24 protein-coding genes are annotated in these 23,609 nt (G+C 63.0%); 18 read left to right on the plus strand and 6 right to left on the minus strand.

From position 1 onward, the window contains the following. Positions 1 to 161 precede the first annotated feature (161 nt). The 6 genes from LPJGGPFB_RS16020 to LPJGGPFB_RS16045 all read left to right on the plus strand — a co-directional run bounded on the left by LPJGGPFB_RS16020 (position 162) and on the right by LPJGGPFB_RS16045 (position 6,833). Positions 162 to 1,343: a benzoate/H(+) symporter BenE family transporter gene (locus tag LPJGGPFB_RS16020; protein ID WP_173420802.1), complete on the plus strand. Its 1,182-nt coding sequence runs from the start codon at positions 162 to 164 to the stop codon at positions 1,341 to 1,343. A 233-nt stretch (positions 1,344 to 1,576) separates the two neighbouring features. Next, on the plus strand, positions 1,577 to 2,182 hold the full coding sequence (locus LPJGGPFB_RS16025) for a 50S ribosomal protein L25/general stress protein Ctc (protein WP_173420803.1): 606 nt from the start codon (positions 1,577 to 1,579) through the stop codon (positions 2,180 to 2,182). A 275-nt stretch (positions 2,183 to 2,457) separates the two neighbouring features. Beyond that, positions 2,458 to 4,830 carry a putative bifunctional diguanylate cyclase/phosphodiesterase gene (locus LPJGGPFB_RS16030; RefSeq protein ID WP_173420804.1) on the plus strand — a complete coding sequence of 791 codons (2,373 nt, stop codon included), beginning with the start codon at positions 2,458 to 2,460 and terminating at the stop codon, positions 4,828 to 4,830. A gap of 30 nt (positions 4,831 to 4,860) precedes the next feature. Continuing rightward, on the plus strand, positions 4,861 to 5,595 hold the full coding sequence (locus LPJGGPFB_RS16035; RefSeq protein ID WP_173420805.1) for a transporter substrate-binding domain-containing protein: 735 nt from the start codon (positions 4,861 to 4,863) through the stop codon (positions 5,593 to 5,595). A gap of 62 nt (positions 5,596 to 5,657) precedes the next feature. After that, on the plus strand, positions 5,658 to 6,377 hold the full coding sequence (gene pth, locus LPJGGPFB_RS16040) for an aminoacyl-tRNA hydrolase (RefSeq protein WP_173420806.1): 720 nt from the start codon (positions 5,658 to 5,660) through the stop codon (positions 6,375 to 6,377). A 3-nt stretch (positions 6,378 to 6,380) separates the two neighbouring features. Continuing rightward, positions 6,381 to 6,833, plus strand: coding sequence for a GNAT family N-acetyltransferase (locus tag LPJGGPFB_RS16045; RefSeq protein ID WP_173420807.1), 453 nt, complete (start codon positions 6,381 to 6,383; stop codon positions 6,831 to 6,833). Between the two features lie 16 nt (positions 6,834 to 6,849). On the opposite strand, the gene clpS is transcribed toward LPJGGPFB_RS16045, so the two are convergent. Next, on the minus strand, positions 6,850 to 7,161 hold the full coding sequence (clpS, locus tag LPJGGPFB_RS16050) for an ATP-dependent Clp protease adapter ClpS (protein ID WP_173420808.1): 312 nt from the start codon (positions 7,159 to 7,161) through the stop codon (positions 6,850 to 6,852). Positions 7,162 to 7,365: 204 nt separating this feature from the next. Between clpS and ychF the strand changes: the two genes are divergently transcribed. Beyond that, positions 7,366 to 8,469: a redox-regulated ATPase YchF gene (ychF, locus tag LPJGGPFB_RS16055; protein WP_173420809.1), complete on the plus strand. Its 1,104-nt coding sequence runs from the start codon at positions 7,366 to 7,368 to the stop codon at positions 8,467 to 8,469. Between the two features lie 94 nt (positions 8,470 to 8,563). Here the strand turns inward: ychF and LPJGGPFB_RS16060 are convergent, their stop codons facing one another. Further along, complete coding sequence (locus LPJGGPFB_RS16060) at positions 8,564 to 9,670, minus strand: hypothetical protein (RefSeq protein ID WP_345791028.1); 1,107 nt, start codon at positions 9,668 to 9,670, stop codon at positions 8,564 to 8,566. A 202-nt stretch (positions 9,671 to 9,872) separates the two neighbouring features. Between LPJGGPFB_RS16060 and LPJGGPFB_RS16065 the strand changes: the two genes are divergently transcribed. The 3 genes from LPJGGPFB_RS16065 (at position 9,873) to LPJGGPFB_RS16075 (ending at position 11,170) form a co-directional block, all read left to right on the plus strand. Then, complete coding sequence (locus LPJGGPFB_RS16065) at positions 9,873 to 10,325, plus strand: MaoC family dehydratase (RefSeq protein ID WP_173420810.1); 453 nt, start codon at positions 9,873 to 9,875, stop codon at positions 10,323 to 10,325. Beyond that, positions 10,325 to 10,795, plus strand: a complete 471-nt coding sequence (locus LPJGGPFB_RS16070; RefSeq protein WP_173420811.1) for a MaoC family dehydratase — start codon at positions 10,325 to 10,327, stop codon at positions 10,793 to 10,795. Before LPJGGPFB_RS16065 ends, LPJGGPFB_RS16070 begins: the two co-directional genes overlap by 1 nt. A gap of 162 nt (positions 10,796 to 10,957) precedes the next feature. Continuing rightward, positions 10,958 to 11,170, plus strand: a complete 213-nt coding sequence (locus LPJGGPFB_RS16075; RefSeq protein ID WP_173420812.1) for a hypothetical protein — start codon at positions 10,958 to 10,960, stop codon at positions 11,168 to 11,170. A gap of 12 nt (positions 11,171 to 11,182) precedes the next feature. Here the strand turns inward: LPJGGPFB_RS16075 and LPJGGPFB_RS16080 are convergent, their stop codons facing one another. Then, positions 11,183 to 11,728: an adenine phosphoribosyltransferase gene (locus LPJGGPFB_RS16080; protein ID WP_173420813.1), complete on the minus strand. Its 546-nt coding sequence runs from the start codon at positions 11,726 to 11,728 to the stop codon at positions 11,183 to 11,185. Positions 11,729 to 11,931: 203 nt separating this feature from the next. On the opposite strand from LPJGGPFB_RS16080, the gene LPJGGPFB_RS16085 reads away from it, so the two are divergent. The 3 genes from LPJGGPFB_RS16085 to LPJGGPFB_RS16095 all read left to right on the plus strand — a co-directional run bounded on the left by LPJGGPFB_RS16085 (position 11,932) and on the right by LPJGGPFB_RS16095 (position 13,491). Then, entirely contained in the window at positions 11,932 to 12,117 is a 186-nt protein-coding gene (locus LPJGGPFB_RS16085; RefSeq protein ID WP_173420814.1) for a DUF1059 domain-containing protein, read from the plus strand. Between the two features lie 368 nt (positions 12,118 to 12,485). Continuing rightward, positions 12,486 to 12,791, plus strand: coding sequence for a hypothetical protein (locus LPJGGPFB_RS16090; protein ID WP_115419607.1), 306 nt, complete (start codon positions 12,486 to 12,488; stop codon positions 12,789 to 12,791). A gap of 295 nt (positions 12,792 to 13,086) precedes the next feature. Continuing rightward, positions 13,087 to 13,491, plus strand: a complete 405-nt coding sequence (locus LPJGGPFB_RS16095) for a jacalin-like lectin (protein ID WP_173420815.1) — start codon at positions 13,087 to 13,089, stop codon at positions 13,489 to 13,491. Between the two features lie 94 nt (positions 13,492 to 13,585). Here LPJGGPFB_RS16095 and LPJGGPFB_RS16100 read toward each other — a convergent pair whose 3' ends face one another. From LPJGGPFB_RS16100 to LPJGGPFB_RS16110, 3 genes are read right to left on the minus strand one after another with little or no spacing between them, the layout of a single operon-like run. After that, on the minus strand, positions 13,586 to 14,845 hold the full coding sequence (locus LPJGGPFB_RS16100) for a CCA tRNA nucleotidyltransferase (protein WP_173420816.1): 1,260 nt from the start codon (positions 14,843 to 14,845) through the stop codon (positions 13,586 to 13,588). Next, positions 14,842 to 15,474, minus strand: a complete 633-nt coding sequence (locus tag LPJGGPFB_RS16105) for a CoA pyrophosphatase (RefSeq protein ID WP_173420817.1) — start codon at positions 15,472 to 15,474, stop codon at positions 14,842 to 14,844. The genes LPJGGPFB_RS16100 and LPJGGPFB_RS16105 overlap by 4 nt, the downstream gene beginning before the upstream one ends. Next, positions 15,471 to 16,094: a DUF1285 domain-containing protein gene (locus tag LPJGGPFB_RS16110; protein WP_173420818.1), complete on the minus strand. Its 624-nt coding sequence runs from the start codon at positions 16,092 to 16,094 to the stop codon at positions 15,471 to 15,473. The genes LPJGGPFB_RS16105 and LPJGGPFB_RS16110 overlap by 4 nt, the downstream gene beginning before the upstream one ends. A gap of 195 nt (positions 16,095 to 16,289) precedes the next feature. Here LPJGGPFB_RS16110 and LPJGGPFB_RS16115 point away from each other — a divergent pair, with 195 nt between their 5' ends. From LPJGGPFB_RS16115 to LPJGGPFB_RS16135, 5 genes are read left to right on the plus strand one after another with little or no spacing between them, the layout of a single operon-like run. After that, on the plus strand, positions 16,290 to 17,303 hold the full coding sequence (locus tag LPJGGPFB_RS16115) for an AAA family ATPase (RefSeq protein WP_173420819.1): 1,014 nt from the start codon (positions 16,290 to 16,292) through the stop codon (positions 17,301 to 17,303). A 3-nt stretch (positions 17,304 to 17,306) separates the two neighbouring features. After that, positions 17,307 to 18,227, plus strand: a complete 921-nt coding sequence (locus LPJGGPFB_RS16120) for a DUF58 domain-containing protein (RefSeq protein WP_173420820.1) — start codon at positions 17,307 to 17,309, stop codon at positions 18,225 to 18,227. Continuing rightward, positions 18,224 to 21,031, plus strand: coding sequence for a DUF4159 domain-containing protein (locus tag LPJGGPFB_RS16125; RefSeq protein ID WP_173420821.1), 2,808 nt, complete (start codon positions 18,224 to 18,226; stop codon positions 21,029 to 21,031). Before LPJGGPFB_RS16120 ends, LPJGGPFB_RS16125 begins: the two co-directional genes overlap by 4 nt. Before the next feature lie 10 nt (positions 21,032 to 21,041). Further along, positions 21,042 to 23,111 carry a hypothetical protein gene (locus tag LPJGGPFB_RS16130; protein ID WP_173420822.1) on the plus strand — a complete coding sequence of 690 codons (2,070 nt, stop codon included), beginning with the start codon at positions 21,042 to 21,044 and terminating at the stop codon, positions 23,109 to 23,111. Continuing rightward, on the plus strand, positions 23,108 to 23,581 hold the full coding sequence (locus LPJGGPFB_RS16135) for a GNAT family N-acetyltransferase (RefSeq protein WP_234902826.1): 474 nt from the start codon (positions 23,108 to 23,110) through the stop codon (positions 23,579 to 23,581). Before LPJGGPFB_RS16130 ends, LPJGGPFB_RS16135 begins: the two co-directional genes overlap by 4 nt. Positions 23,582 to 23,609 lie beyond the last annotated feature (28 nt).

Below are 23,609 nucleotides of genomic sequence, written 5' to 3' on the forward strand. Positions count from 1 at the left end.
ATCGATTGGACGGGAGGTCCAGCAAGACGAAGGTCCACCGTCCATGCCGCATCAGCGCGTTTGATGCGTTCATCACGCCGGCGGTATCGACACGTCGGCGGAATATGATAGGCGAGTTCAAGCGTCATCCGACGCGCATTCACAACAACCGGTTGCCAGCCATGCTTCGTGACTTCTCGCTCCAGAGCCTGTTCATGGGCCTGCTCATCGCCTTTGTCGGTTTCGCCAGTTCGTTTGCCGTCGTTCTGCATGGACTTGGCGGTGTCGGCGCAACGGAAGCACAGGCCGCCTCCGGGCTGATGGCGCTGTCGATCTCGATGGGCGTCTGCGCCATCATCCTCAGCGCCGCCACCCGGCTGCCGATCAGCATCGCCTGGTCGACGCCCGGCGCCGCCCTTCTCGTCAGCTCCGGCGTTGTCGAGGGTGGCTTCAACGCCGCCGTCGGCGCCTTCCTCGTCTGCGGCCTGCTGATCGTCGTTGCCGGTCTCTGGAAGCCATTGGGGCGCATGGTCTCGTCCATCCCGGCCGCACTCGCCAACGCCATGCTGGCCGGCGTGCTGCTCAGCCTTTGCTTTGCCCCGGTCAAGGCAATCGGTTTCAATCCGCTGTTCGGCCTGCCCATCCTCTTGGCCTGGGCCATCGTCGGCAGCGTCAACAAGCTCTATGCGGTGCCGGCAGCACTGCTTGCCTTCGTGCTCGTCATTGCCTTCGGTGTCGACATGCCTGTCGATGCCTTGGGCGCGCTGTCTTCAGCGCTGGTTCCGCGGCCGGAGTTCGTCATGCCGTCGTTCACGACGCCGGCGATGATCAGCATCGCGCTGCCCCTGTTCATCGTCACCATGGCGTCGCAGAACATTCCCGGCATCGCCGTCATGAAGGTCAATGGCTATGACCCCACGCCCGGTCCGCTGTTTGCGACAACAGGCCTGTTTTCGATGCTGAGCGCCCCCTTCGGCGGCCACGCCGTCAACCTTGCGGCGATCACCGCCGCTATGGGCGCCGGCGCCGACAGCCATCCGGATCCGGCGCGACGCTACTGGTCGACCATCATTGCCGGCATCTTCTATGTCATCTTCGGCCTGCTCGCCGGCGCCGTCACCACCTTTGTCAGCCTCGCACCGTCGGTCCTGATCGAGGCGGTCGCCGGTCTGGCGCTGGTCGGCGCCTTTGCCGGCTCCGCCATGGCGGCCTTTACCGACGCCCGAACGCGTGAAGCCGCTGCGATCACCTTTCTGGTGACGGCCTCAGGCGTCAGTTTCGGCGGTATCTCCGGCGCCTTCTGGGGGCTGATCGCCGGCGGGTTGATGCTGGCACTTGCGCGCTTCACACGCAAAAAGGCTTAAGAGCGCCGCCTTCGCCGGTTGAATTCGTGGCGGTCGTTGTCGCAAAACCGCTGCACAGTTTTGCGCGACATGCTTTAAAACCGCGGCAAAGCTTGCATTTGCGGGTGTTCTCGTCTATGCACCGCCCGTCCGCGTAGACACCCTTGGAGGCAACGCGGATGAAGCCCATGCGGCTTCGGTTCTTCTGCCATTGCGGATGAACTCTCCAGAATTAGACACAGAAAGGTCTATCCATGAGCCACGCATCTTATGAGCTCAAGGCCGAGACGCGCGAACGGGTTGGTAAGGGGTCCTCCCGTGAACTTCGTCGCAACGGTCTTATCCCGGCTGTCATCTATGGTGACAAGCAGGCCCCCATTTCGATCGCTCTGTCCACCAAGGACGTGACGATGAAGATCCACGCCGGCGGTTTCATGACCACCGTTGCGGTCATCGACGTCAAGGGCGAAAAGATCCGCGTCCTGCCGAAGGACTACCAGCTGGATCCGGTCCGCGACTTCACCATGCACGTTGACTTCCTGCGCGTCTCCAAGGACAGCAAGGTCACCGTTCAGGTTCCGGTTCACTTCGTCAACGAAGAGAAGTCCCCGGGCCTCAAGGCCGGCGGCGTTCTCAACATCGTTCGCCACGAAGTCGAGCTGGCCGTTGCTGCCGACGACATCCCGGAATTCCTGACCGTTGACCTTTCGGGTCACAAGGTCGGCGACGCGATCCACATCTCCAACATCAAGCTGCCGAAGGGCGCGACCCCGGTTATCACCGACCGCGACTTCACGGTTGCCACGATCGCTGCTCCGGCTGGCGGTCTGAAGGAAGAAGAAGGCGAAGCAGAAGCCTGATTCACCGCAAGGTGAACGGCGGCCGGCATTTGCCGGCCCCTGCGATACCCATTGAAAGGCCCGTCCCGGCAACCGGGGCGGGCCTTTTGCGTTGAACCTGCCGGTTGCGGCGCTGTCGCTCCCATACAATCGATCGCGCCTCCTCACGAATTGTAATGTAGCAATTTCAGCAACATTTAAGGTTTTGATGATGTTCTTGCAGCGGGGAATTTGTAAGCAAGCGTCTAAAGAGAATAAGAAATGACACGAGTGGCAACGCCTGGGGGATGCGTCCAATGATGCATTCCGTCGAAAACCGATTTATTGCGATTGTATGCGGTGCGATGCTGGTTTTCGTTGCCCCACTCTTCGTGCTTTTCCTCAGTATCTCCAGTGAACGCGTCGCACGGGAGCGCCTGCACAACATCGAGCTGCTGATGGGCGCAAGCGCCGAGGCGCTCGGCAAGCCGATCTGGGATTTTGACAGCGACGGCATCAAGCGCATCGCCCGCTCGCTGATGAACGACACCGATATTCTGGCCGTCACCATCCGCGACAATTCCGGCTCGATCCTCGCGCAGATGCCCTCCGGCGGCCTCGGCGTCGATAGCGACAGCCGCACGCTGAAAACACCCGTATCCTACGATGCAATCGACGGCACCAAGGAAATCGGCAGTCTCGAAGTGCGCGCGCCGACACCCGGTCTGCTGTCGCAGTTCAGCAAGGACGAGCTGGCGATCCTCGCCATCCTGCTCATTGCCGTCGCCACCGTTTTTGCCGCCGCGCTCATCGGCAACCGCTTCACCGTCATCCGTCCTTTGATGCGCCTCACGGCCGCTATCGAGGCAACGCGGCGCCTGGGCTCGCGCCACCGCGTCGACTGGACCGCGGACGACGAAATGGGAGCGCTTGCCGCCAACTTCAACGAGATGCAGGACCGGCTGGAGCGGGAGTCGATGGAGCTGAAGAGCGCCCATGAGCGCGCCACCGACATCTACAACCTCACCCCGGCCATGCTGTTTTCGCTCGATACCGACAATCGCCTCTGCGCCGTCAGCGATTACTGGCTGCTGGCGACCGGCTATGCCCGCGAACAGGTGATCGGCGAGAACTTCACCGATTTCATCGATCCGCACTGGCACGAGACCTATCGCAGCCATGCCAAGGCAATCGCCGTCGGCGACCACAACATCTGCGAGGTCACCGTCCCCTTCCGCAAGGCGGACGGCGAGTTCATGACCGTGCTGATCCTGGAGACGGAAACGACCGGCGATGGCGACCTGTCGCTGTCGGTCATGACCGACGTCACCGCCCTCAAGCAGGCCGAAAGCCGCAACCATGCCCAGGCGATCACCGATCACCTGACCGGACTTCTCAACCGCCAGGGCTTCGAGGCAGCGCTCGACGAAGCGATCGTGACTGCCGATGCCTCCGGCATCCAGGTCGGCTGCCTGTTCATCGATCTCGACCGCTTCAAGTGGATCAACGACAATTTCGGCCATGCGGCGGGCGACGAGGTTCTGCGCCAGACCGTCGAGTTGATCCGCGCCACCCTGCGCCCTGACGACATCATGTCCCGACTCGGCGGCGACGAGTTTGCAATCCTGGTCTCGGACCTGGATGTCGCGGCACTCGCCAGCGAAATCGGCGAGCGCATCGTCAATGCGCTGCGCGAACCCATGCACATTGCCGGCAACGAACTGTTCGTCAGCGCCAGCGTCGGCATCTCCGTTTATCCGGAGCACGCCGAAAACGCCTCCGACCTGCTGCTCAAGGCCGACATGGCGATGTATGCCCGCAAGCATGACGGCAAGAACGGCCTGCAGGTGTTCGACGCCAGCATGCTCGATACGGCGCGCGAGCGCCACGAGATCGAGCAGTGCATTGAAGCCGGCCTCAAGGACGATCACTTCGAGGCCTGGCTGCAGCCGATCGTCAGCCTTAGCGATGGCCAGATCGCCGGCTTCGAGGCGCTGATGCGCCTCAATCATCCGGAAAAAGGCATCATGCCGCCCGGCAAGATTATCGGCATTGCCGAGGAAACCGGGACGATCGCCCGCATCGGCGACTGCATTCTGGAAAAGGCGATCCGGCATCTGGCTGATATCTCCGCCCTCGACGGCACGCAGAACACCTATCTTGCCGTAAATTTCTCGCCGCTGCAGTTCGAGCTGACGCTGCCGCACAAGCTCGCCGCCCTGCTCCTCAAGCACCACATTTCACCGAACCGGATCGTCATCGAAATCACCGAAGCGGTGCTGATGCTCGACAATCCCGAAGTGCATGGCGTGCTGAAGCAGCTCAACGAATTCGGCTGCCGGATTGCGCTTGACGACTTCGGAACGGGCTACTCGTCGCTGAGCTATCTCAACCGTTTCCCCGTCGATATCGTCAAGGTGGACCAGTCCTTCACGCGCTCGCTCAGTTCAGGCACAGCCGATGTCCGCCGCAAGAGCCGGATGCTGATCAAGGGCATCCGAACGATCTCGCATCAGATGGGCTGCACCGTCGTCGCCGAAGGCATCGAGACCCAGGAGCAATGGCAACTCCTGCGCAAGCTTGGTGTGGATTGTGGGCAGGGTTATCTTTTCAGCCGCCCCATGCCGATCGGCAAGATGCTGGCCATGCTGGAGAGCGACTCCGAAGTCAAAGCAAACACTCAACGATAGCGGCCGGACACTGGCGCAAAGGAGCAGGGCGTGAAAGAGCTGATACTGGCATTCTTCCTCGGCCTGTCCACTGCCGCCGAAGCGCAGACGATCAAATTCGTCACCGAGGAATACCCGCCCTACAACTTCTCGACCCCGAGCGGTGCCAACGGCTCCTCGGTCGAGCAGGTAGCGGCAATCATGGACGCACTCAAACTCCCCTATACGATCGAGGTCCTGCCCTGGGCGCGAGCCTACATGCTGGCTGAAACCGATGCGTCCCATTGCGTCTTCACCACCGGCCTCAACGCCGAGCGCGAGAAGCGGTTTCAATGGGTGCAGCCGCTGCTCGTCGACCACATGATCATGGTCCGGCGCAAGGGATCGGACATCGCCCCCGATACCATCGATGCGGCAAAGCGGTTCACCATCGGCACCCAACGGGAAGATTTCTCCGCCACCTACCTCGTGGAACACGGCTTTCAGAAGATCGACTATGCGACCAACCTGGACTCGACGCTGAAAAAGCTGATCGCCGGCCGCATCGATCTGATGATGACGTCGGAAAAGACCTTCGAAAGCATGCGCTCAGAAGGCAAGCCCGTCGAGGCGGCGCTGATGCTGGAAGGAAAATACTACGGCATCGCCTGCCACCGCGACATGGACAAGCAAACGGTCGAGAAGATGCAGCGCGAACTCGACCGCCTGATCGGCAACGGCACCCAGGATGCGATCTTCGATCGCTACGGCCTGCGGCCGAGCGGAAGCGTGCAGGCGACGAAATAAGGATTGACTCCGGCAGCGTTTCGCGGTCGTGAAGCGGGGAAAGCCCGACGGAGCGTAACGACATGCTGATCATCGCAGGACTTGGCAATCCAGGTTCGAAATATGCCTCAAACCGCCACAATATCGGTTTCATGGCCGTCGACGTCATCCATCGCCGCCACAATTTTTCCTCCTGGTCGAAGAAGTTCAAGTCCGAGATCGCCGAAGGCGAGATCGGCGGAGAGCGCGTGCTGCTGATGAAGCCGCAGACCTTCATGAACCTCTCAGGCGAGGCGGTCGGCGAGGCCATGCGCTTCTACAAGCTCGCGCCGAAGGACATCACCGTCATCTATGACGAGCTGGATCTGCCGGCGGCGAAAGCGCGCATCAAGGTCGGCGGCGGTCACGGTGGCCACAACGGCATCAAGTCGATCGATGCCCACTGCGGCAAGGAGTATCGTCGCCTGCGGCTCGGCATCGGCCACCCTGGCGTCAAAGATCTCGTCCACGCCCATGTGCTTGGCGATTTTGCCAAGGTGGATCAGACCTGGCTGGTGCCGCTCCTCGACGCCATCGCCGACAATGCCGACATGCTGGTGCGCGGCGAGGACTCGCAGATCCTCAACAAGATCGCACTTGCCACCGGCGGCAAGGCGGACGAGGACAAGCCGCAGGCCCAGAAGAAGCCGGGCGCTCAATCCCATATCCATCAGGCGCGCAATTCGGCCCAGCCGAAGAAGCTGCCGACAAGCGGCCCGATGGCCGACATGCTGAAGAAGCTGTTCGGCCCGAAGGGCGACTGAACCGTGTCGCCTGCGCCCTTCTCGATCCGTGCCGCGCAGGCAGTCGATCTGCCCGGACTGCTTGCGCTTTATGGCGAGCTGAACCCGGACGACCCGGCGCTGGACACAGCAGTCGCCACCGACCGCTTCGCGGCGATCCTTGACCATCCCGGCATGACGATTTTCATCGGCCTTGCCGGCGATATCGCCGCCGCATCGGTCACGTTGGTGGTCGTACCGAACCTGACGCGGGGCGGCGCACCCTATGCCCTGATCGAAAACGTCGTCACAGCCTCCACATTCCGCAGGCGCGGTTTTGCTGGCGCGCTGATCAGACACGCCTTCGCCACGGCCTGGGCGGCCGGCTGCTACAAGGTGATGCTGCTGACCGGATCGAAGGATCCGGCGACGCTGCGCTTCTACGAGAACTGCGGCTTCCGGCAGGACAAGACCGGTTATCAGATCCGCCGCCCCTGACCGTCCCCCCTGGCCGTCATTCCTCCGGCTCGGTCATGAACATCAGCGGGAAGCCGGCATCCTTGGCAAGATCGGTCGCCTCCTTGGCTTTGGTCTCGGCGATATCGCGCACGCAGACGACGACGACGGAAACGCCGAGCTTGTGCGCCGTCATCATCACCCGGTAGCCCGCCTCTTCGCTCATATGGAAAACCGCCTTCAGCACCATCACGACAAATTCGCGCGGCGTGTAATCGTCATTGACGAGAATGACCTTGTAGAGCTTCGGCCGCTCCAGTTTCGGTTTCGGCTTCAGCTTCGGTTTTGCAGCAAGACCATCGTCACTCATCGGAAATCCACCCGTTGATGACAGGAAGGCGGTCGCAGTCGGCCATGCGGCCCCGGGACGCTGACGTTCAATATCCTACGCTAAGCGCCGGCAATCAAGCAAAAGCCCGCTCCTTCGCCGCGTCGAACCGCGCGAAGGCTTGACCGTTCGGCTCCTTTATCCCATAGCCACGCCCAACGAATTCGAGAACGACAGGTTTTAGCCATGGGCTTTAAATGCGGTATTGTCGGGCTGCCGAACGTCGGCAAGTCCACCCTCTTCAACGCGCTCACCAAGACGGCGGCGGCTCAGGCTGCCAACTATCCGTTCTGCACGATCGAGCCGAACACCGGCGAAGTCGCGGTTCCCGATCCCCGCATGCGCAAGCTGGCCGACATTGCCAAGTCGAAGGAAATCATCCCGACGCGCATCTCCTTCGTCGATATCGCCGGCCTGGTGCGCGGCGCGTCGAAGGGCGAAGGCCTCGGCAACCAGTTCCTCGCCAACATCCGCGAAGTGGATGCGGTCGTGCACGTGTTGCGCTGCTTCGAGGATGACGACATCACCCACGTCGAAGGCCGCATCAACCCGGTGGCCGATGCCGAGACGATCGAGACCGAGCTGATGCTCGCCGACCTCGACAGCCTCGAGCGCCGCACCGACCAGACCCGCAAGCGCGCCGGCGGCAAGGACAAGGATTCGGTCGCTCAGCTGCCGATCATGGAAGCCTCGCTGAAGCTGCTGCAGGACGGCAAGCCGGTGCGCACGCTGCTTGCCAAGCTCGACGCCGAAGAGCTGCGCATCCTCCAGGGCCTCAACCTGCTGACCGCGCATCCGGTGCTCTACGTCTGCAACGTCGCGGAAAGCGATGCCGTCGACGGCAACGAACACACGCGTGCGGTTGCCGAAATGGCCAAGGCGCAGGGCGCTGAAAGCGTCGTGATCTCGGCGGCGATCGAATCCGAGGTGGCCCAGCTGCCGGAAGAGGAAGCCAAGGAATTCCTGAGCGCGCTCGGCCTGCACGAAGCCGGTCTCGACCGCCTGATCCGCGCCGGCTACAAGCTGCTCGACCTCATCACCTACTTCACCGTCGGTCCGAAGGAAACGCGCGCCTGGACGATCCAGCGCGGCACCAAGGCACCGCAGGCAGCCGGCGTCATCCACACCGACTTCGAACGCGGCTTCATCCGCGCCAACACCATCGCGTTTGACGACTACATCGCGCTCGGCGGCGAAGTCGGTGCGAAGGAAGCCGGCAAGGCCCGTGACGAAGGCAAGGAATACGTCGTCCAGGACGGCGACGTCATCCACTTCCGCTTCAACACGTAAGGCTTGTCGCCCCAAAGGGCACAGCAATTCGGCGTGACGGCCCCCGGCCTGACGCGCCGAGGCGCTTCAGGAACGATCGATAGAAGACCCGATATTACGGCGCGGCATGCAACCGCGCCGTCATCGTTTCCGGCAACAGGCTGACGACGATGCGCCGCAGCTTCTGCCAGAAGATGCCGATGACGAGCACGGTGACGCCGACCACAGCGAAGGCGACGAACACGTAGTTGTCGAGCGACGCTCCAGTCTGGTTGAGCATCGTCCAGACGGCCCCGCCCAGCGACAACAGCCCTGATGTAACGAAGGCTCGGCGGTCGATGACGAGCCCGACCAGCATGAACAGGGCCACGATCAGAATGGCGGCGGCCGCCTGGCCAAGGCTGGCTTGCCCATCCCACCACGTCGCACCGTCGCTCGACAGGAAAACCAGAGCGATCAGCCCGTAGAGCAACGCGGGTGCTGCGGCCAGATGCAGCCAGAACGCGGTATCCGAGCGCGTGGTCACGCGCTGCGGATCGGAAACGTCGTAGCGCATCGCGACCGCAAAGACGCCCAAGGCGCCGACAAGAACGGTGAGCGCGAGAAGCATGAAATGGTTCTCATTGGCGAGGTCGATCCCAAGGCTCTTCTCCAAGGCAAGAAGGGCCGCAACCACGCCGATGAGGGCGACCGACACCATCAGGCCGGCCAGAGCCAGTGGCACGCGATAGCGCCAGTAGAACAGGCCGAGCGGGATCGGGAATGCTGATAGAAACGCGAGCACAAAGACCAGTGGCCTCCAGGCATCCTCATGCTCGCTGACGAACCACAGTGCCGTAATCCCGACCCAATGCACGAGAGCAACCGTCAGCGCCACCGACGGCAGCGCCAGCCGCTGGCGCCGCACCAGGATCTCGGCAAGGACCAGAATGACCGGCAGCGTCAAGAACGGGCCACCCAGGCCCCAAAGACCGATCAGCACGACGACGACACCGATCGTGATCAGGATGTCGTGAAATCCCCGGATGAACCGTGGCTGCTCGCTGTCTTCGGCCGCGCGCGCGTCGAGAGCGGCATCGTCCCGCTCCGCTGCGGCATCCGGCGCCGTCGGCCCGAAAATTATGCCCCGATCGGCCAGATAGGCTTCGAGATCGCTCACCTGATGGGCAGAGATGATCCCTTTTTCGGCGGCGCCTGCAAGCGCTCTGTTCAGTTCGGTCACGAGCATCCTCAATCAAACGCGCATCGTTGCATTTCCAAAACAGGTGGTTGCATGAACATGCGGCACGCGCAACCTGGAAATTCCTTGCTGCGGCCGATCACTTGGCATGAGAGCCCACGCTTCAAACCTTGCTCAAAGCGATTCCGATTTGAGAAATTATGCAGTACGTAGAGCGGCAGCAAATCAGACGGGACAACGCAGCATGTTGTATTTCGAGGATTTTTCCGAAGGGCGACGCTTCGACTACAAACCGGTCGAAATGAAACCTTCCGATATGATCGCCTTTGCGCGTGAATTCGATCCGCAGCCGATGCATCTCGACGAGGAAGCCGGTAGGCGCAGCATCCTCGGTGGCCTCTCGGCCTCCGGCTGGCACACCAGCGCTGTCGGCATGCGCATGATGCTCGATGCCTTCATGGGCCAGTCCTCGTCGCAAGGCTCGCCCGGTATCGACTTCATGGACTGGAAGAAGCCGGTCATTGCCGGCGACACGCTCACAGGTTTCAGCCAAGTTCTGGAGGCCCGCCGCTCGAAGTCCAAGCCCGGCCTCGGCATCGTCAAGTTCCGCAACGAAATCGTCAACCAGGCCGGCGAACCGGTGGCGGTTTCCGAATGTTCCGTGCTCTTCCGCTGCCGCGACAAGGTCCAACACTGATGATGACGATGGAGGAGTTTTACGCCACCGGCCGCAGGACCGTCATCGGCAGCCTGACGTTTTCGGCGGAGGATATCGTCCGCTTCGCGCGCGATTTCGATCCGCAACCCTTCCATCTCGACGCCGAAGAAGCCCGGCATTCGCTGTTCGGCGGCCTCTGCGCCTCCGGCTGGCACACATCCGCCGGCTGGATGCAGTGCTTCGTCCGGTTCTGGAAGGACGAGCAGCGTCGGCTTGCCGCCGAAGGCCTGCAGGCGCCAAGGCTCGGCCCCTCGCCCGGTTTCAGGGATCTCAGATGGCTGAAGCCGGTCTATGCCGGCGACACCGTGACCTATGCCGTGACGTTCCTCGAAAGCCGCGCGCTCGCCTCGCGGCCCGGCTGGCGGATCAACACCATTCTGTGCGAAGGCGAAAACCAGCACGGCGAAGCAGTGATCCGCTTCGAGAGCAAGGTCATCGAGTTCGTATAGATCGCCACGATTGCCGACGGTGCCACGCGCGGACAACAATCTAATTCCTTAAGTCAGGAACGATTTGGGCGTAAAATCCGTTCGGACCTTCCAAGCTTCACGCCAGTTGCCGATAGGCCCTGGTTTAGCGGAGCTTTGACAGGGAGAACCGGAGGGCAATCTATGGAAAAGACCCATGTCCGCGAACTGGCGGAGGAATACCTTCGCCTCGGCGGCCACCGGCGCGTGGCCATCGACGATAACGAAACCTCGATCCGAAGCTGGGAAGCCGAGCCGCCGGAGGCCGACGCCTTCTGGCGGAGGGAGGTCGAAACACTGACACCGGCAACGCAGCGCGAAGTGCAACTGATGCTGCCGACGATCAATCGCGCCTGAGGACGCGGGCCCTCAGTGGCCGTCGAATTCAATCAGCGTGCGGACGTTGACGCCGAGCGCTTCTAGCTTCTTGCGGCCGCCGAGTTCCGGCAGGTCGATGACGAAACAGGCCGCAACGATATCGGCGCCCATCTGCTTCAACAGCTTGACGGCGGCTTCGGCCGTGCCGCCGGTGGCGATCAGGTCGTCGACCAGAATGACCTTCTCGCCCGGCTTGAGCGCATCCTTGTGCATCTCCATCTCGTCGACGCCGTATTCGAGGCTGTAGGCGATGCGCACCGTGTCATGCGGCAGCTTGCCCTTCTTGCGGATCGGCACGAATCCGGAGGAAAGCTGATGCGCGATGGCGCCGCCAAGAATGAAACCGCGCGCCTCGATACCGGCGATCTTGTCGATCTTGGTGCCGGCATAGGGATGCACCAGTTCGTCGATCGCACGGCGGAACGCACGGGGATTGCCGAGCAGCGTGGTGATGTCGCGGAACATGACGCCCGGCTTCGGATAGTCGGGAATATTGCGGATAGCGGCGATCAGTTCCGATTGAACGGTAGTGGTCATGGGCAAAGAAGGCCTTTGTGTCTCTTGTTACCGCAAACCCATAACACCATCGACCGACATGTCTATAACGGTTTCTTGCCGCACGGCAGGCTGGAACAATTTGGTCGGCCCAGGGGTTGATGTTAGGCTGGGAGCCGTGACGCGCGGAGGAGATGCGCGTGACCTGCCCCTTGCATTGAGCTCACATCGGAAGGAGGAACATCATGCGCCTGTTTGAATGCGGTTCTCTTGTCCCGGGTTGCGAATGGCACACCCGCGCCGATAACGACGCCGAAATCGTTCGCCGCGTGGTGGACCATATGCGCCAGGCCCACGGCGAAACCATGATCCGCGAAAACATGATCGACAACATCAAGGCGCGCATCGTCGAAGAGACCAAGGCGGCCTGACAAAGCTGCAGATGCCCGAACGCGCGCGGGTTTCACACCGACACAGACCCGCGACGCGTCTCGTGTTGCCGCCCGCCAGAGGTGCCTGTCGACGAACTGGTGCGAGAGACAAAACGATCGCGACCACCCGATCTGGATTTGCGACGTTCTCCTGCCAGCTCTTAGGACCGCCGGAACGCGCGTTCTGTTGTCCCGTGGACGAGCGGTAATGCGCGAAGGAGATTTGACCCGCCCGGCCCTCACGCTCTATAGCCTCCTGATCAGCACGCGGCGTGTCGCCCTCGCCTGTCGTGGTGATCACTTGCGTTTGCCGGCCGCCTGCGCGAACGTCTCATGCCCTGGATTCTTTTAACTGGCACTCGGAACCTATGAACGACAAAGCTTTTGACACTTTGACCGGCATGTACTTCACGGTCGACGACCCCGATGGGAGCTATGGCACTGGTCAAGTTATTCGTCTTGCTGCCGAAGGGATTTATTTCGTTCGCTTCGACGGCAATGAGGTGACGCTGCCCCTGGAACTCGTATCCATCGGCGAGATGTTGCAGACCACCGAAGAAGAATACAAGCTCTGGCGGTTCTTCGATACGACCGAGGAAAGAGACAAGTGGATCGAATGGCTGGATGCGCCATCCAAGCCAAGGGTCATTTCGCTTGTGAGGCCGACTAAGTAGCAGCCTCTCGGCACTCATATTTTACTGTTGCATCCGGCCCCTGCCGAAATCCAGAAGAGTTGTGCGCCTTGTACGGCGTATCGCTTTTGCGTCTCGATTCCAGGCAATTTGCGGTGCTTCGCTAAAGGACTGTCAAGTGTACCGGGCCGCGCCAAGCCGACTTAGCATTCGGAGAGATTGATCCAACAAAAACGCAACCTTAGATAGATTTTCCTAGACTCATCGGCACCATTCGAGCAACTATTACTTCGTTGAAACGACTTAATGTTATTTAACGGTAGTTGGAGCATCGAAGATGGTAGAATATTTGGAGAAAATCTACCCCATTGGCGGGAAAGGCGGCGCGCCGTTTCAAGAGCAAAAGATTAAAGAAATCGGCCTTTCAACAGGTAGTTTTGTAGACGCAATTTATATCAACGGCGTCCGAAATGGCGGACAGGGCGGAATTGAGACACCCCGGCTTGTACTTTCAAGTGATGAAATTATCACGAGCATGGAAGTAAGATCTGGAGGATATATTGACTACCTCAAGTTCACGACGAACAAGGGACGCTGGATAGCCGGAGGCGGTCCTGGCGGGATGCTCAAGACATTCGAGAACATCCAGCTCATAGCGATAGGTGGCCGAGCAGGGTTGCTCGTTGATTATCTCGAGTTTCGCATGTTGATAGATTCGACAATTCACCCCAAACCTAGCTAGGCGGCGTCCTCAGGAAAAGTGACTGCCGTAGTGCATAGAGGCGGTCACTGGACGGTCGTATTTGCGGCTTTCTCGCAAAGCTACGCCGCGCGCTTCAGGCGCGCGGCACCAACGCTTCGAGCCTTGCGACGAGGTTCGCCCGGTCGACGCTGAAGTTGCGTTCGACCCACAATGTCTCCAACTCGCCAAGAATTTCGCCGACCCGCGGCCCGGCGGGGATGCCGGCCTTCAGCACATCCGCACCCGACAGCGGGAAACTCGGACGTTTCCATGCCTCGGTTCGCGTCAAGAGGCGCTGGAAGGACGCGGTCTCGGCCAGCAGTGCCGGATCGTTTTCGGACTTGCGCCTGGCCGAGGCAAGCGCCAGCCGCAGCCGGACGGAAATCCCCTCGGCACCGTGGCGGTAGAGCAGCCGGTCAAGCGCCGCGTCGACCGTCTTGGTTGGTATCGTCGGTGCAGTGGCAAAGCGCGCAAAATAGGCCGCCTCGGCCTTCGACAGGCGCAACCGTGCGGCCATGGCTTCGAGTCGCTCTGCGTCCGGCGGCACGATCGCCGCAAGGCGCAACAGCGGATCGACAACCCACGAGAATGCTCGCTCGGCGGCAACCAGTTCCGGAATGGCGTCGATGCCCCATTTTTCGGTCTCGGGCAGGATCTCGGTCAACACGCCCGCCTGGCGCATCCAGAGTAGCGCGCGGCCCGGGTCCTCGGCCGAAAGCAGCTTCTTCGTCTCCGCCCACACGCGTTCTGCCGAAAGCGTCGACAGTTTTGAACGCGCCTGCGCGCAGGCCCTCAAGCCATCGGCATCGGGACGCCCGTTGCCGTAATGAGCGAAGAAGCGGAAGAAACGGAGAATGCGCAGATAGTCTTCTGCCACCCGCTCGGCCGCGTTGCCGATAAAGCGCAGGGTCCGGCTTTCGATATCGGCCAAACCGCCGACTCCGTCGATGACCTCGCCTTTGTCATTCGCGTAGAGTGCGTTAATGGTGAAGTCGCGCCGTTCGGCATCCACCTTCCAGTCGGTTCCGAAGGCCACTTCCGCCCGGCGCCCGTCGGTCGCGACGTCGCGACGCAGCGTCGTCACCTCATAGGGCGTTCCGTCGATGACCAGCGTCACCGTGCCATGGTCGATGCCCGTCGGCACCACCTTGATACCGGCAGCCTTCGCGCGGGCAGACACGTCTTGCGGATGCCAGGTGGTGGCCATGTCGACATCGCCGACGGGCACGCCCATCAGGCTGTTGCGCACGGCGCCGCCTACGACGCGCACCTCCCCGCCCTCGGCGTTCAGGACGTCGAAGACGCGGCGAAGGGATGGAGCTGAAAACCAGCTCTCACCGGCAACCGAGGTCATGCATAAAGCCTTTCATAAAGCATTCGGACGATGCCGGCGGTGATACCCCAGATATTCCTGTCGCCATAGGGCATGCGATAGAAATGCCGGTCTTCGCCCTGCCAGTGGCCGCTTCCGCGCCCATGGTTGCCGGGGTTCATCAGAAACGACAGCGGCACTTCGAAGACGCTTTCGACTTCATCGGGGTTGGGAACCAGCTCGAAGCCCGGCTGCACCACCGCCAGAACCGGCGTGATCTTGAAGCCGGACAACGCCATGTAATGCGGCAGCCGCCCGATCGTTTCCACAAAGCGTGGATCGAGACCGATCTCCTCCTGCGCCTCGCGAAGGGCGGCGAGCTCGATCGACCGGTCTTCGGGATCGACCGCGCCGCCGGGAAACGCCACCTGGCCGGAATGCTTGCGCAGGCTGGCGGTGCGCTGGGTGAAGATGACATGCGCATCCTCGCCGTCGTCGACCACCGGCACCAGCACCGCCGCATCCTTCAGATGCAGGGTCTCGAGATGCGGAACGATGCCGGGGTTGAGCAGGAAATCGCCGTGCTCCCGCCAGGAGCTTTCCACCGGTCCGCCCATCTGGGTCAGCGCCCGGCGGCGAAATTCGTCAGCGGAATAGGGATGCCCGTTCATCGCGACAGCGCTTCCAGTTCGCCAGCCGGCATGATCGGGAAGACCGAGCCGCCCGACCGTACGCAGAACATCTCGACGCCGTCGACCATTAGAGTTTCGCCGAGGTCGACGAGATCATACATGACGGGTCGAGACACCAGCGCTTCCAGCCGGCCGCGCACATGTAGATAAGGTTTCAGCTCGCGATTGTCGCCGTGGATGACGAAACGCAAGGTGTGTTCCGGCCCCGCCTCGACAACATCGCCGACATTTGTGCGAAAGGTCAGCACCTGCACGCCGTCTTTCTCCGTGACGCTCATTTCGACGGCAAGGAAAGGGGCGTCGACGATGCGGATCGCCACCTTTTCCACAGGCGTCACCAGATAGGTGACGCCGTCCTCGTCCTTGCGCAAAACTGTGGAGAACAGCCGCACCAGCGGCTGCCGGCCAATCGGCGTGCCGAGATAGAACCAAGTGCCGTCGGCGCGGATTTCCATGTCGATATCGCCGCAGAATGGCGGATTCCAGCGCTCCACGGGCGGCAATCCGCGCTTGCCGTCGCCCGTCTGGCCGGCTGCACGCGATATCAGCGCCGCTAGTCCGGCCGCGTCCCCGGTTCGCTGAATTTCGGCTTCTGCCATCGTTCCGTCCCGATTGGCCCCGATTTTGCACCGGAGGCGTGTATGCCGTCGCGAGATGCGGCGTGTATGATGTCACGAGATAGTGCGTCTGCGGCGACTTGTCAGCCGTCAGCCAGGGTCTAAATTGGAATAAGGCAACTGAAATTCCCCGGCGGGGCGATTCGGTTCAACAACGGGCGACCGGGGAGTATGACCATGAGTGTGATGAAGGGCGCGACGGACGCGACCGACGAAAAGGCGATCGTTGCCGCGGCGGAAAACGCGCTTGCGGAAATCGCGCTCGTGCGCGCCGAAGTCGGCAAGGTCATCTTCGGCCAGGAAACGGTGGTCGAGCAGACCCTGCTTGCGGTCCTGTCGGGCGGTCACGCCCTGCTCGTCGGCGTGCCCGGCCTTGCCAAGACCAAGCTGGTGGCGACGCTCGGCACCGTTCTCGGGCTCGATTCCAGCCGCGTCCAGTTCACGCCCGACCTGATGCCGTCGGATATTCTCGGCTCCGAAGTCATGGACCAGGATGCCGCCGGCCATCGCTCCTTCCGTTTCATCCCCGGCCCGATCTTCACGCAGCTCTTGATGGCCGACGAAATCAACCGCGCTTCGCCGCGCACGCAGTCGGCGCTGTTGCAGGCGATGCAGGAGTATCACATCACCGTTGCCGGCGCCCGCAAGGACCTGCCGCAGCCGTTCCATGTGCTGGCGACCCAGAACCCGCTGGAGCAGGAAGGCACCTATCCCCTGCCCGAGGCGCAGCTCGACCGCTTCCTGATGCAGGTCGACGTCGGCTATCCCGAGCTTGCCGCAGAACGGCAGATCCTGCTTGAAACCACGGGCACCGCCGAAGCGACTGCCCGTCCCGTCATTGATGCCGCCCGCCTGCAGCAGATCCAGAGCCTCATCCGCCAGATGCCGGTCGGCGAAAAGGTGGTCGATGCGATCCTGGCGCTGGTGCGCTCCGCCCGTCCGGGCAACGGCAATGCCGCCACCGACAAGAACGTCGCCTGGGGCCCGGGCCCGCGCGCAGGACAGGCGCTGATGCTGTGCGCCCGCGCCCGCGCGCTTTACGATGGGCGGCTTGCGCCGTCGATCGACGATATCATGGCGCTCGCCGAGCCCGTTCTCCAGCACCGTATGGCGCTGACCTTCGCCGCCCGTGCCGAAGGCATGACCGTGCGCGACGTCATCGCCGGACTGGTGAAACAAGCCAAGGGATAAAGAATGGCCTCCATCGGGCACATAGTTGCGCGTACCCCCGCTGGTGAGGTTCTTTCCCGTGCGCAGCAGCGCGCGATGCTCGTTCCTGACTGCCTCGTCGAAGCCCGCCGCATCGCCAACACGGTGATCTCCGGCTGGCACGGCCGGCGCAAGCGCGGGATCGGCGAGAATTTCTGGCAGTTCCGGCCCTATAGCGACGGCGAAAGCCTGTCGCGCATCGACTGGCGCCGCTCCGCCCGCGACGATCATACCTATGTGCGCGACCGCGAATGGGAGGCAGCCCACACCATCTGGCTCTGGGCCGACCTGTCGCCGTCGATGATGTACAAGTCGACGCTCGGATCGGTGTCGAAGGAAAGCCGGGCGCTGGTCTTGATGCTGGCGCTCGCCGAAATCCTCGCGCGCTCCGGCGAGCGCATCGGATGTCCTGGGGTGATGGAGCCGATCTCCGCCCGCAACGCAGCCGAACGACTGGCAACCGCCATCATGCTAACGCCGCTTTCCGAAGGGTTGCCGGAGACAGGCATGATCCGCAACGCCAGCGATCTGGTGCTGATCGGCGATTTTCTCGATCCGACCGACAGGATCATGGAGCGACTGGGTCCGCTTGCCCGCCGTGGCCTGCGCGGCCATGTCGTCGAGGTTGCCGATCCGGCCGAGGAGGTCTTTCCCTATGCCGGCCGAACCGAGTTCAGCGATCCGGAAACCGGCCAGAAGCTGACGGCCGGGCGCGCCGAGATCCTGCGCGAAGATTATCAGCGCGCCTACCTCGCGCGCCGCGAAAGCCTCGGGGTGACGCTGCGCCATCTCGGCTGGACTTTTACGCCGCACCGGACGGACAGACCCGCCTCCGAGGCGCTGGTTGCAGTCCACATGTATCTCTCGGGCATGCCCGGTCGCGCCACCCATGGAGGCCAGCTATGACCGGCCTTCCCTTTCTGTTTGCCAATCCCGCGATGCTTGCGGCGCTGATCGCCCTTCCGGTGATCTGGTGGCTCTTGCGCATGACCCCGCCGAAGCCGGCGGCCGAAGTGTTCCCACCGCTTCGCATTCTCGCCTCGGTGCTGAAGCGCGAGGAAACACCGTCGAAAAGCCCGTGGTGGCTGACCCTTTTGCGCATGCTTTTGGCGGCCGCGGTCATTCTCGCCATCGCCGACCCCGTGATGAACCCGCGCCAGAACACGTTGGCAACGAGCGGCCCGCTCGCCATCGTCGTCGACAACAGCTGGGCAACGGCCACCGACTGGGAGCAACGTGTGGATGCCGTCAGCACGCTGATCGACGATGCCGAGGCGCGCGACCTTGCCGTTTCGATCGCCTTCACCGGCGACCGCCAGCACGACGCCACGCCGGGCTCGGCAGCGACTGCGCGCAACAGGCTTGCTGCCGCCGCCCCCATCCCGCTCGCCGTCGACCGCACCCAGGCGATTGCCGCACTGAAAACCGCGTTTGAAGGCGCGAAGCCCGGCACGCTGGCCTTCGTCAGCGACGGCATCGAGGCAGCAGACCAGAAGACCATGGCGGCGCTATCCGAGGTCGGAGCCGCCGAACTGCGGCTGATCGAGGCCGATGGCAGCCGCACCGTGGCACTGACCGATAGCAGCAACGGCTCGACCGGCATGTCGGTGACGGCAACGCGCCTCAACAAGGATGGGGCGCTCACCCTGCCGATCGTCGCCTATGACACGCGCGGCCGCGCCATTGCCGACGGGCAGATCGCCTTCGGCCCCGGCGAAGGCGTCGCCAAGGGCAGCATCGAGGCGCCCTTCGAACTGCGCAACGACTTTGCCCGCATCGGCATCGAGAATGCCGCGACCGCCGGCAGCGTGCACCTGCTCGACGATGGTTTCCGCCGCCGTCGCGTAGCACTTCTGAGCGGCGAGGCCCGCGATCAGTCGCAGCCGCTTCTGTCGCCGCTCTACTATATCAACCGCGCGCTCGCTCCCTATGCCGATCTCGTCGAGCCGCACGAGACCGATCTCGCCGTCGCCATTCCGGAGCTCCTGGAGCAGAAGCCCTCCGTGCTGATCATGGCCGATATCGGCCGGCTGCCGGAAGAGATCTATCCGAAGCTCACGAAATGGATCGACAATGGCGGCATGCTCATCCGCTTCGCCGGCCCCAGGCTTGCAGCCGCCCCCGCCGACGATCCGCTGGTGCCGGTGACGCTGCGCCAGGGCGAACGGGCGCTCGGCGGCGCGCTTTCCTGGTCCGAACCGCAACCGCTCGCCGACTACCCCGCCAACAGCCCGTTTGCCGGCATGGCGCGCCCGACCGACATTCTGGTCAAGCGGCAGGTTCTGGCCGAACCGACCGCCGATCTTGCCGAGCGCACCTGGGCAAGCCTTGCCGATGGCACGCCACTGGTGACGACGTCGGCCCACGGCGCCGGGCGCATCATCCTCTTCCACGTGAGCGCCGAAGCCACCTGGTCGAACCTGCCGATCTCGGGCGATTTCGTCGAGATGCTGCGCCGCAGCGTCCAGCTGTCGCGCGGCGGTGGCGTTGCCAACGAGGGCAAGGCGCAGCAACAGACGCTCGCGCCCTATCGGCTGCTGAACGCCGACGGCGTGCTTGTCGCCGAGACCGGCAATGCCCGGCCGCTCGATGTCGTGCCGGGCCAGGTGCCGGTGTCGACGCCTGAGAATCCGCCGGGTCTCTACGGATCGGAAGATGGCTTTACCGCGCTCAACCTTTTGCCGCGCAATGCCGAGCTGACGCCGATCGACATGACCGCCGCCGGCGCTCACACCACCCAGCAATTGGCCGCTTCCGAAAGCTGGTCGCTGAAGCCGGCCCTGTTCACCCTTGCAATGCTGCTGCTCCTCGTCGACGCGCTGATCGTGCTGTTCATGGGCGGGGCCTTCTCGCGTCTGCGCGCAGCAAAGGCGATGACCGCAGGCCTCCTGCTGGCGGTAAGTGCCTTCCTCGTCTCGCCGCCGGATAGTCTGGCCGACGACAGCCGACCGGAGGACGCCGCCATTCTCGAGCGCCTCGACACCACGCATCTGGCATACGTGGTGACCGGCGAAGGCGAAGTCGACCGTCTCTCCGAACGCGGGCTTGCGGGACTTACCGACTTCCTCACCTATCGTACGACGCTTGAGCCGGGCACGCCTGTCGGCCTCGATATCGCCAAGGACGAACTGTCGTTCTATCCGATCATCTATTGGCCGGTTTCCGCATCGGCGCCGATGCCGAGCCCGCAGGCCGTCAGCCGCATCGACGCCTATATGCGCGCCGGCGGCACGGTGCTGTTCGACACGCGCGACCAGTTCTCCTCGCTCGGCGCATCGTCCGGCGGCACCAGCCCCAACACCGAGCGGCTGCAGGCGATCCTTGCCAACCTCGACATCCCGCCGTTGGAGCCCGTTCCGACCGACCACGTGCTGACCAAAGCATTTTACCTGCTGTCGAACTTCCCCGGCCGCTACACCGGCAGCCCGCTGTGGATCGAGGCGCAGCTCGACAATCGCGAAGAGGCGAGTAATCGCCCGGCTCGCTCTGGCGATGGCGTGACGCCGATCATGATTACCGGCAACGACTTTGCCGGCGCCTGGGCGGTGGATGCCAACGGCGTCGCATTGCTGCCAACCGTACCGCCGGACGAAATGCAGCGTGAATACGCCTTCCGTTCCGGCGTCAACATCATGATGTATATGCTGACCGGCAACTACAAGGCCGACCAGGTGCACGTGCCGGCCCTGCTCGAACGGCTCGGACAATGAGGGCCGATCGATGACCGCTGACTTCTCGCCTTTCATCCCGTGGCCCTATCTGGCGGTGCTTGCCGTCGCAGCCGCGATCCTGGCCGCACTCGGCATCTGGCGCGGCGTGCGCGGCGCCTGGGTCCGTGCCGCTGCGCTTGCCGCCTTCTGTCTGGCGCTCGCCAACCCGATCCTCTTCCAGGAGGAGCGCGAGCCGCTGTCGACCATCGTAGCCGTGGTCGTCGACCGCAGCCAGAGCCAGGATTATGCCGGCCGGCGCGAGCAGACCGACAAGGCGCTTGCCGACCTCAAGGACCGCCTTGCCCGCTTCCCGCAGATCGAGACCCGCATCGTCGAAGCCGCCGACAGCCCGGAGAGCGAAGCGCCTTCAACCCGCCTCTTCTCCGCCTTGACCTCCGTGCTTGCCGATGTGCCGCCGGCGCGGGTCGGCGGTGCGATCTTCATTACCGACGGCCAGATCCACGACGTGCCCGACATCAACCAGAAGCTCGGCTTCGACGCGCCGATCCATGGGCTGATCAGCGGCAGGCCGGATGAATTCGACCGTCGCATCGAGATCGTCAGCGCGCCGCGCTTCGGCATCGTCGGCGAACAGCAGAAGCTGTCCTTCCGCGTGGTCGACGATGGCAAGGCGCCGGGCGGCACCGCCGAGGTGACCATCCGCCTCAATGGCAACGAGATCGCAACGGAAGTCGCCGAACCCGGCACCGACGTGCCTTTCAGCTTCACCGTGCCGCGCGGCGGCAACAACATCCTCGAATTCGCGGTCAACGGCGTCCCCGGCGAAGTTACAGAAACCAACAATCGCGCTGTCCATGTGCTCGACGGCATCCGCGAAAACCTGCGCGTGCTCTTGGTCTCGGGCGAGCCGCATGCGGGCGAACGCGCCTGGCGCAATCTTTTGAAGTCCGATGCCGCCGTCGACCTCGTGCATTTCACCATTCTGCGCCCGCCGGAAAAGCAGGACGGAACCCCGATCAACGAGCTGTCGCTGATCGCGTTTCCGACGCGCGAACTGTTCGTCGACAAGATCAGCGAATTCGACCTGATCATCTTCGACCGCTACCAGCACCGCGGCGTCCTGCCGATCCTCTACTACGACAACATCGCGCAATATGTGCAGAACGGCGGCGCACTTCTGATCGCAGCCGGGCCTGAGCATGCCGGCAACGATTCGATCGCCGCCACGCCGCTTTCGGCGGTACTGCCCGCAAACCCGACCGGCGTGATGAATGAAAAGGGCTTCTATCCGCGCCTTTCGGATGAGGGCAAGAAACACCCGGTCACCCGCGGCCTCGAAGGGGCTGCCAGCGAACCGCCGCAATGGGGCCGCTGGTTCCGCACCGTCGACGTCGACCGGCCACTCGGCCAGACCGTGATGGAAGCCGCCGACGGCAAGCCGCTATTGGTGCTCAATCGTGTCGGCAAGGGACGCGTCGCCATGCTTCTGTCCGACCAGGGCTGGCTTTGGGCCCGGGGCTTTGAAGGTGGCGGTCCGCACGTCTCGCTCTATCGTCGCACCGCCCATTGGCTGATGCAGGAGCCGGCGCTGGAAGAAGAAGCGCTGACGGCCCGCGCCGCAGGCCGCACGCTCGAAATCACCCGCCAGACCATCGAGGGCGACCCCGGCCCCGCGACCCTCACCTATCCCTCCGGCAAAACCGAGGAGCTGACGCTGACGCAGCGCGAACCGGGCCTCTACAGCGCCGAGGTGAAGACCACGGAAACCGGCCTCTTCGAAGTTGCCAACGACGAACTGTCCACGCTCGTCCATGTCGGCAATGTCGACGCACCGGAATTCAAGGCGGCGATCTCGACCGAGGACAAGCTGCGCCCCTGGGCAGAACAGACCAAGGGCCTGGTGCGCCGGCTGGCAAGCGCCGACGGCGCCATAGACCTGCCGTCGATCCTGCCGGTGCGCGGCGCCGTGCGGGTCGCCGATGACCAGCGGCTGTCGCTGCGCCTGACCGACGAAACCGTGCTCAGGGGCATCAATTCGCTGTCGCTATTCACCGGCCTCTTCGGCCTTGCCGCCCTGCTCCTGCTGATCTCGGCGACATGGTACCGCGAGGGTCGATGACCGATCCGAGCGTCGCCATCAGCAACCTGCGCGACGTGCCCTATTTCGCCGACGATATCGCCGACCGCGTCTGGCGGGCCTGGTGGGAACCGCGCGGCTTTCCACTCGATCACATCGCCGGGCTGGTTGCCGGAACCCTCGGCGACCATCACATTCCTTTCGCCATCGTCGCCCATCGCGGCGCAATGTTTATCGGCACCGCCTCGGTGATCGAATCCGACCTGGAGGAGCGCCCCGAGCTTGGTCCCTGGGTGGCAGCCGTGTGGGTGGAGCCGACATTTCGCGGTCTCGGCCTTGGCGCGAGCATCGTTCGTCACGCAGCCGAGGCGGCCTTGGCGACCGGCGTCGAAACCGTGCATCTCTGCGCCTTGCCGCAGAAGCGCGCCTTCTACCAGCGCGGCGGTTGGCAGCTCGATGAAAAGGATGTGGGTGAAAGCCGGCTCGACGTTTTCAGCATGCGCCGTTCCTGATTTAGGCCACAATGACTGTCGACATCGC

Origin of the sequence: Ensifer adhaerens, from assembly GCF_013283195.1 — a bacterium.
Taxonomy (GTDB): domain Bacteria; phylum Pseudomonadota; class Alphaproteobacteria; order Rhizobiales; family Rhizobiaceae; genus Ensifer; species Ensifer adhaerens_G.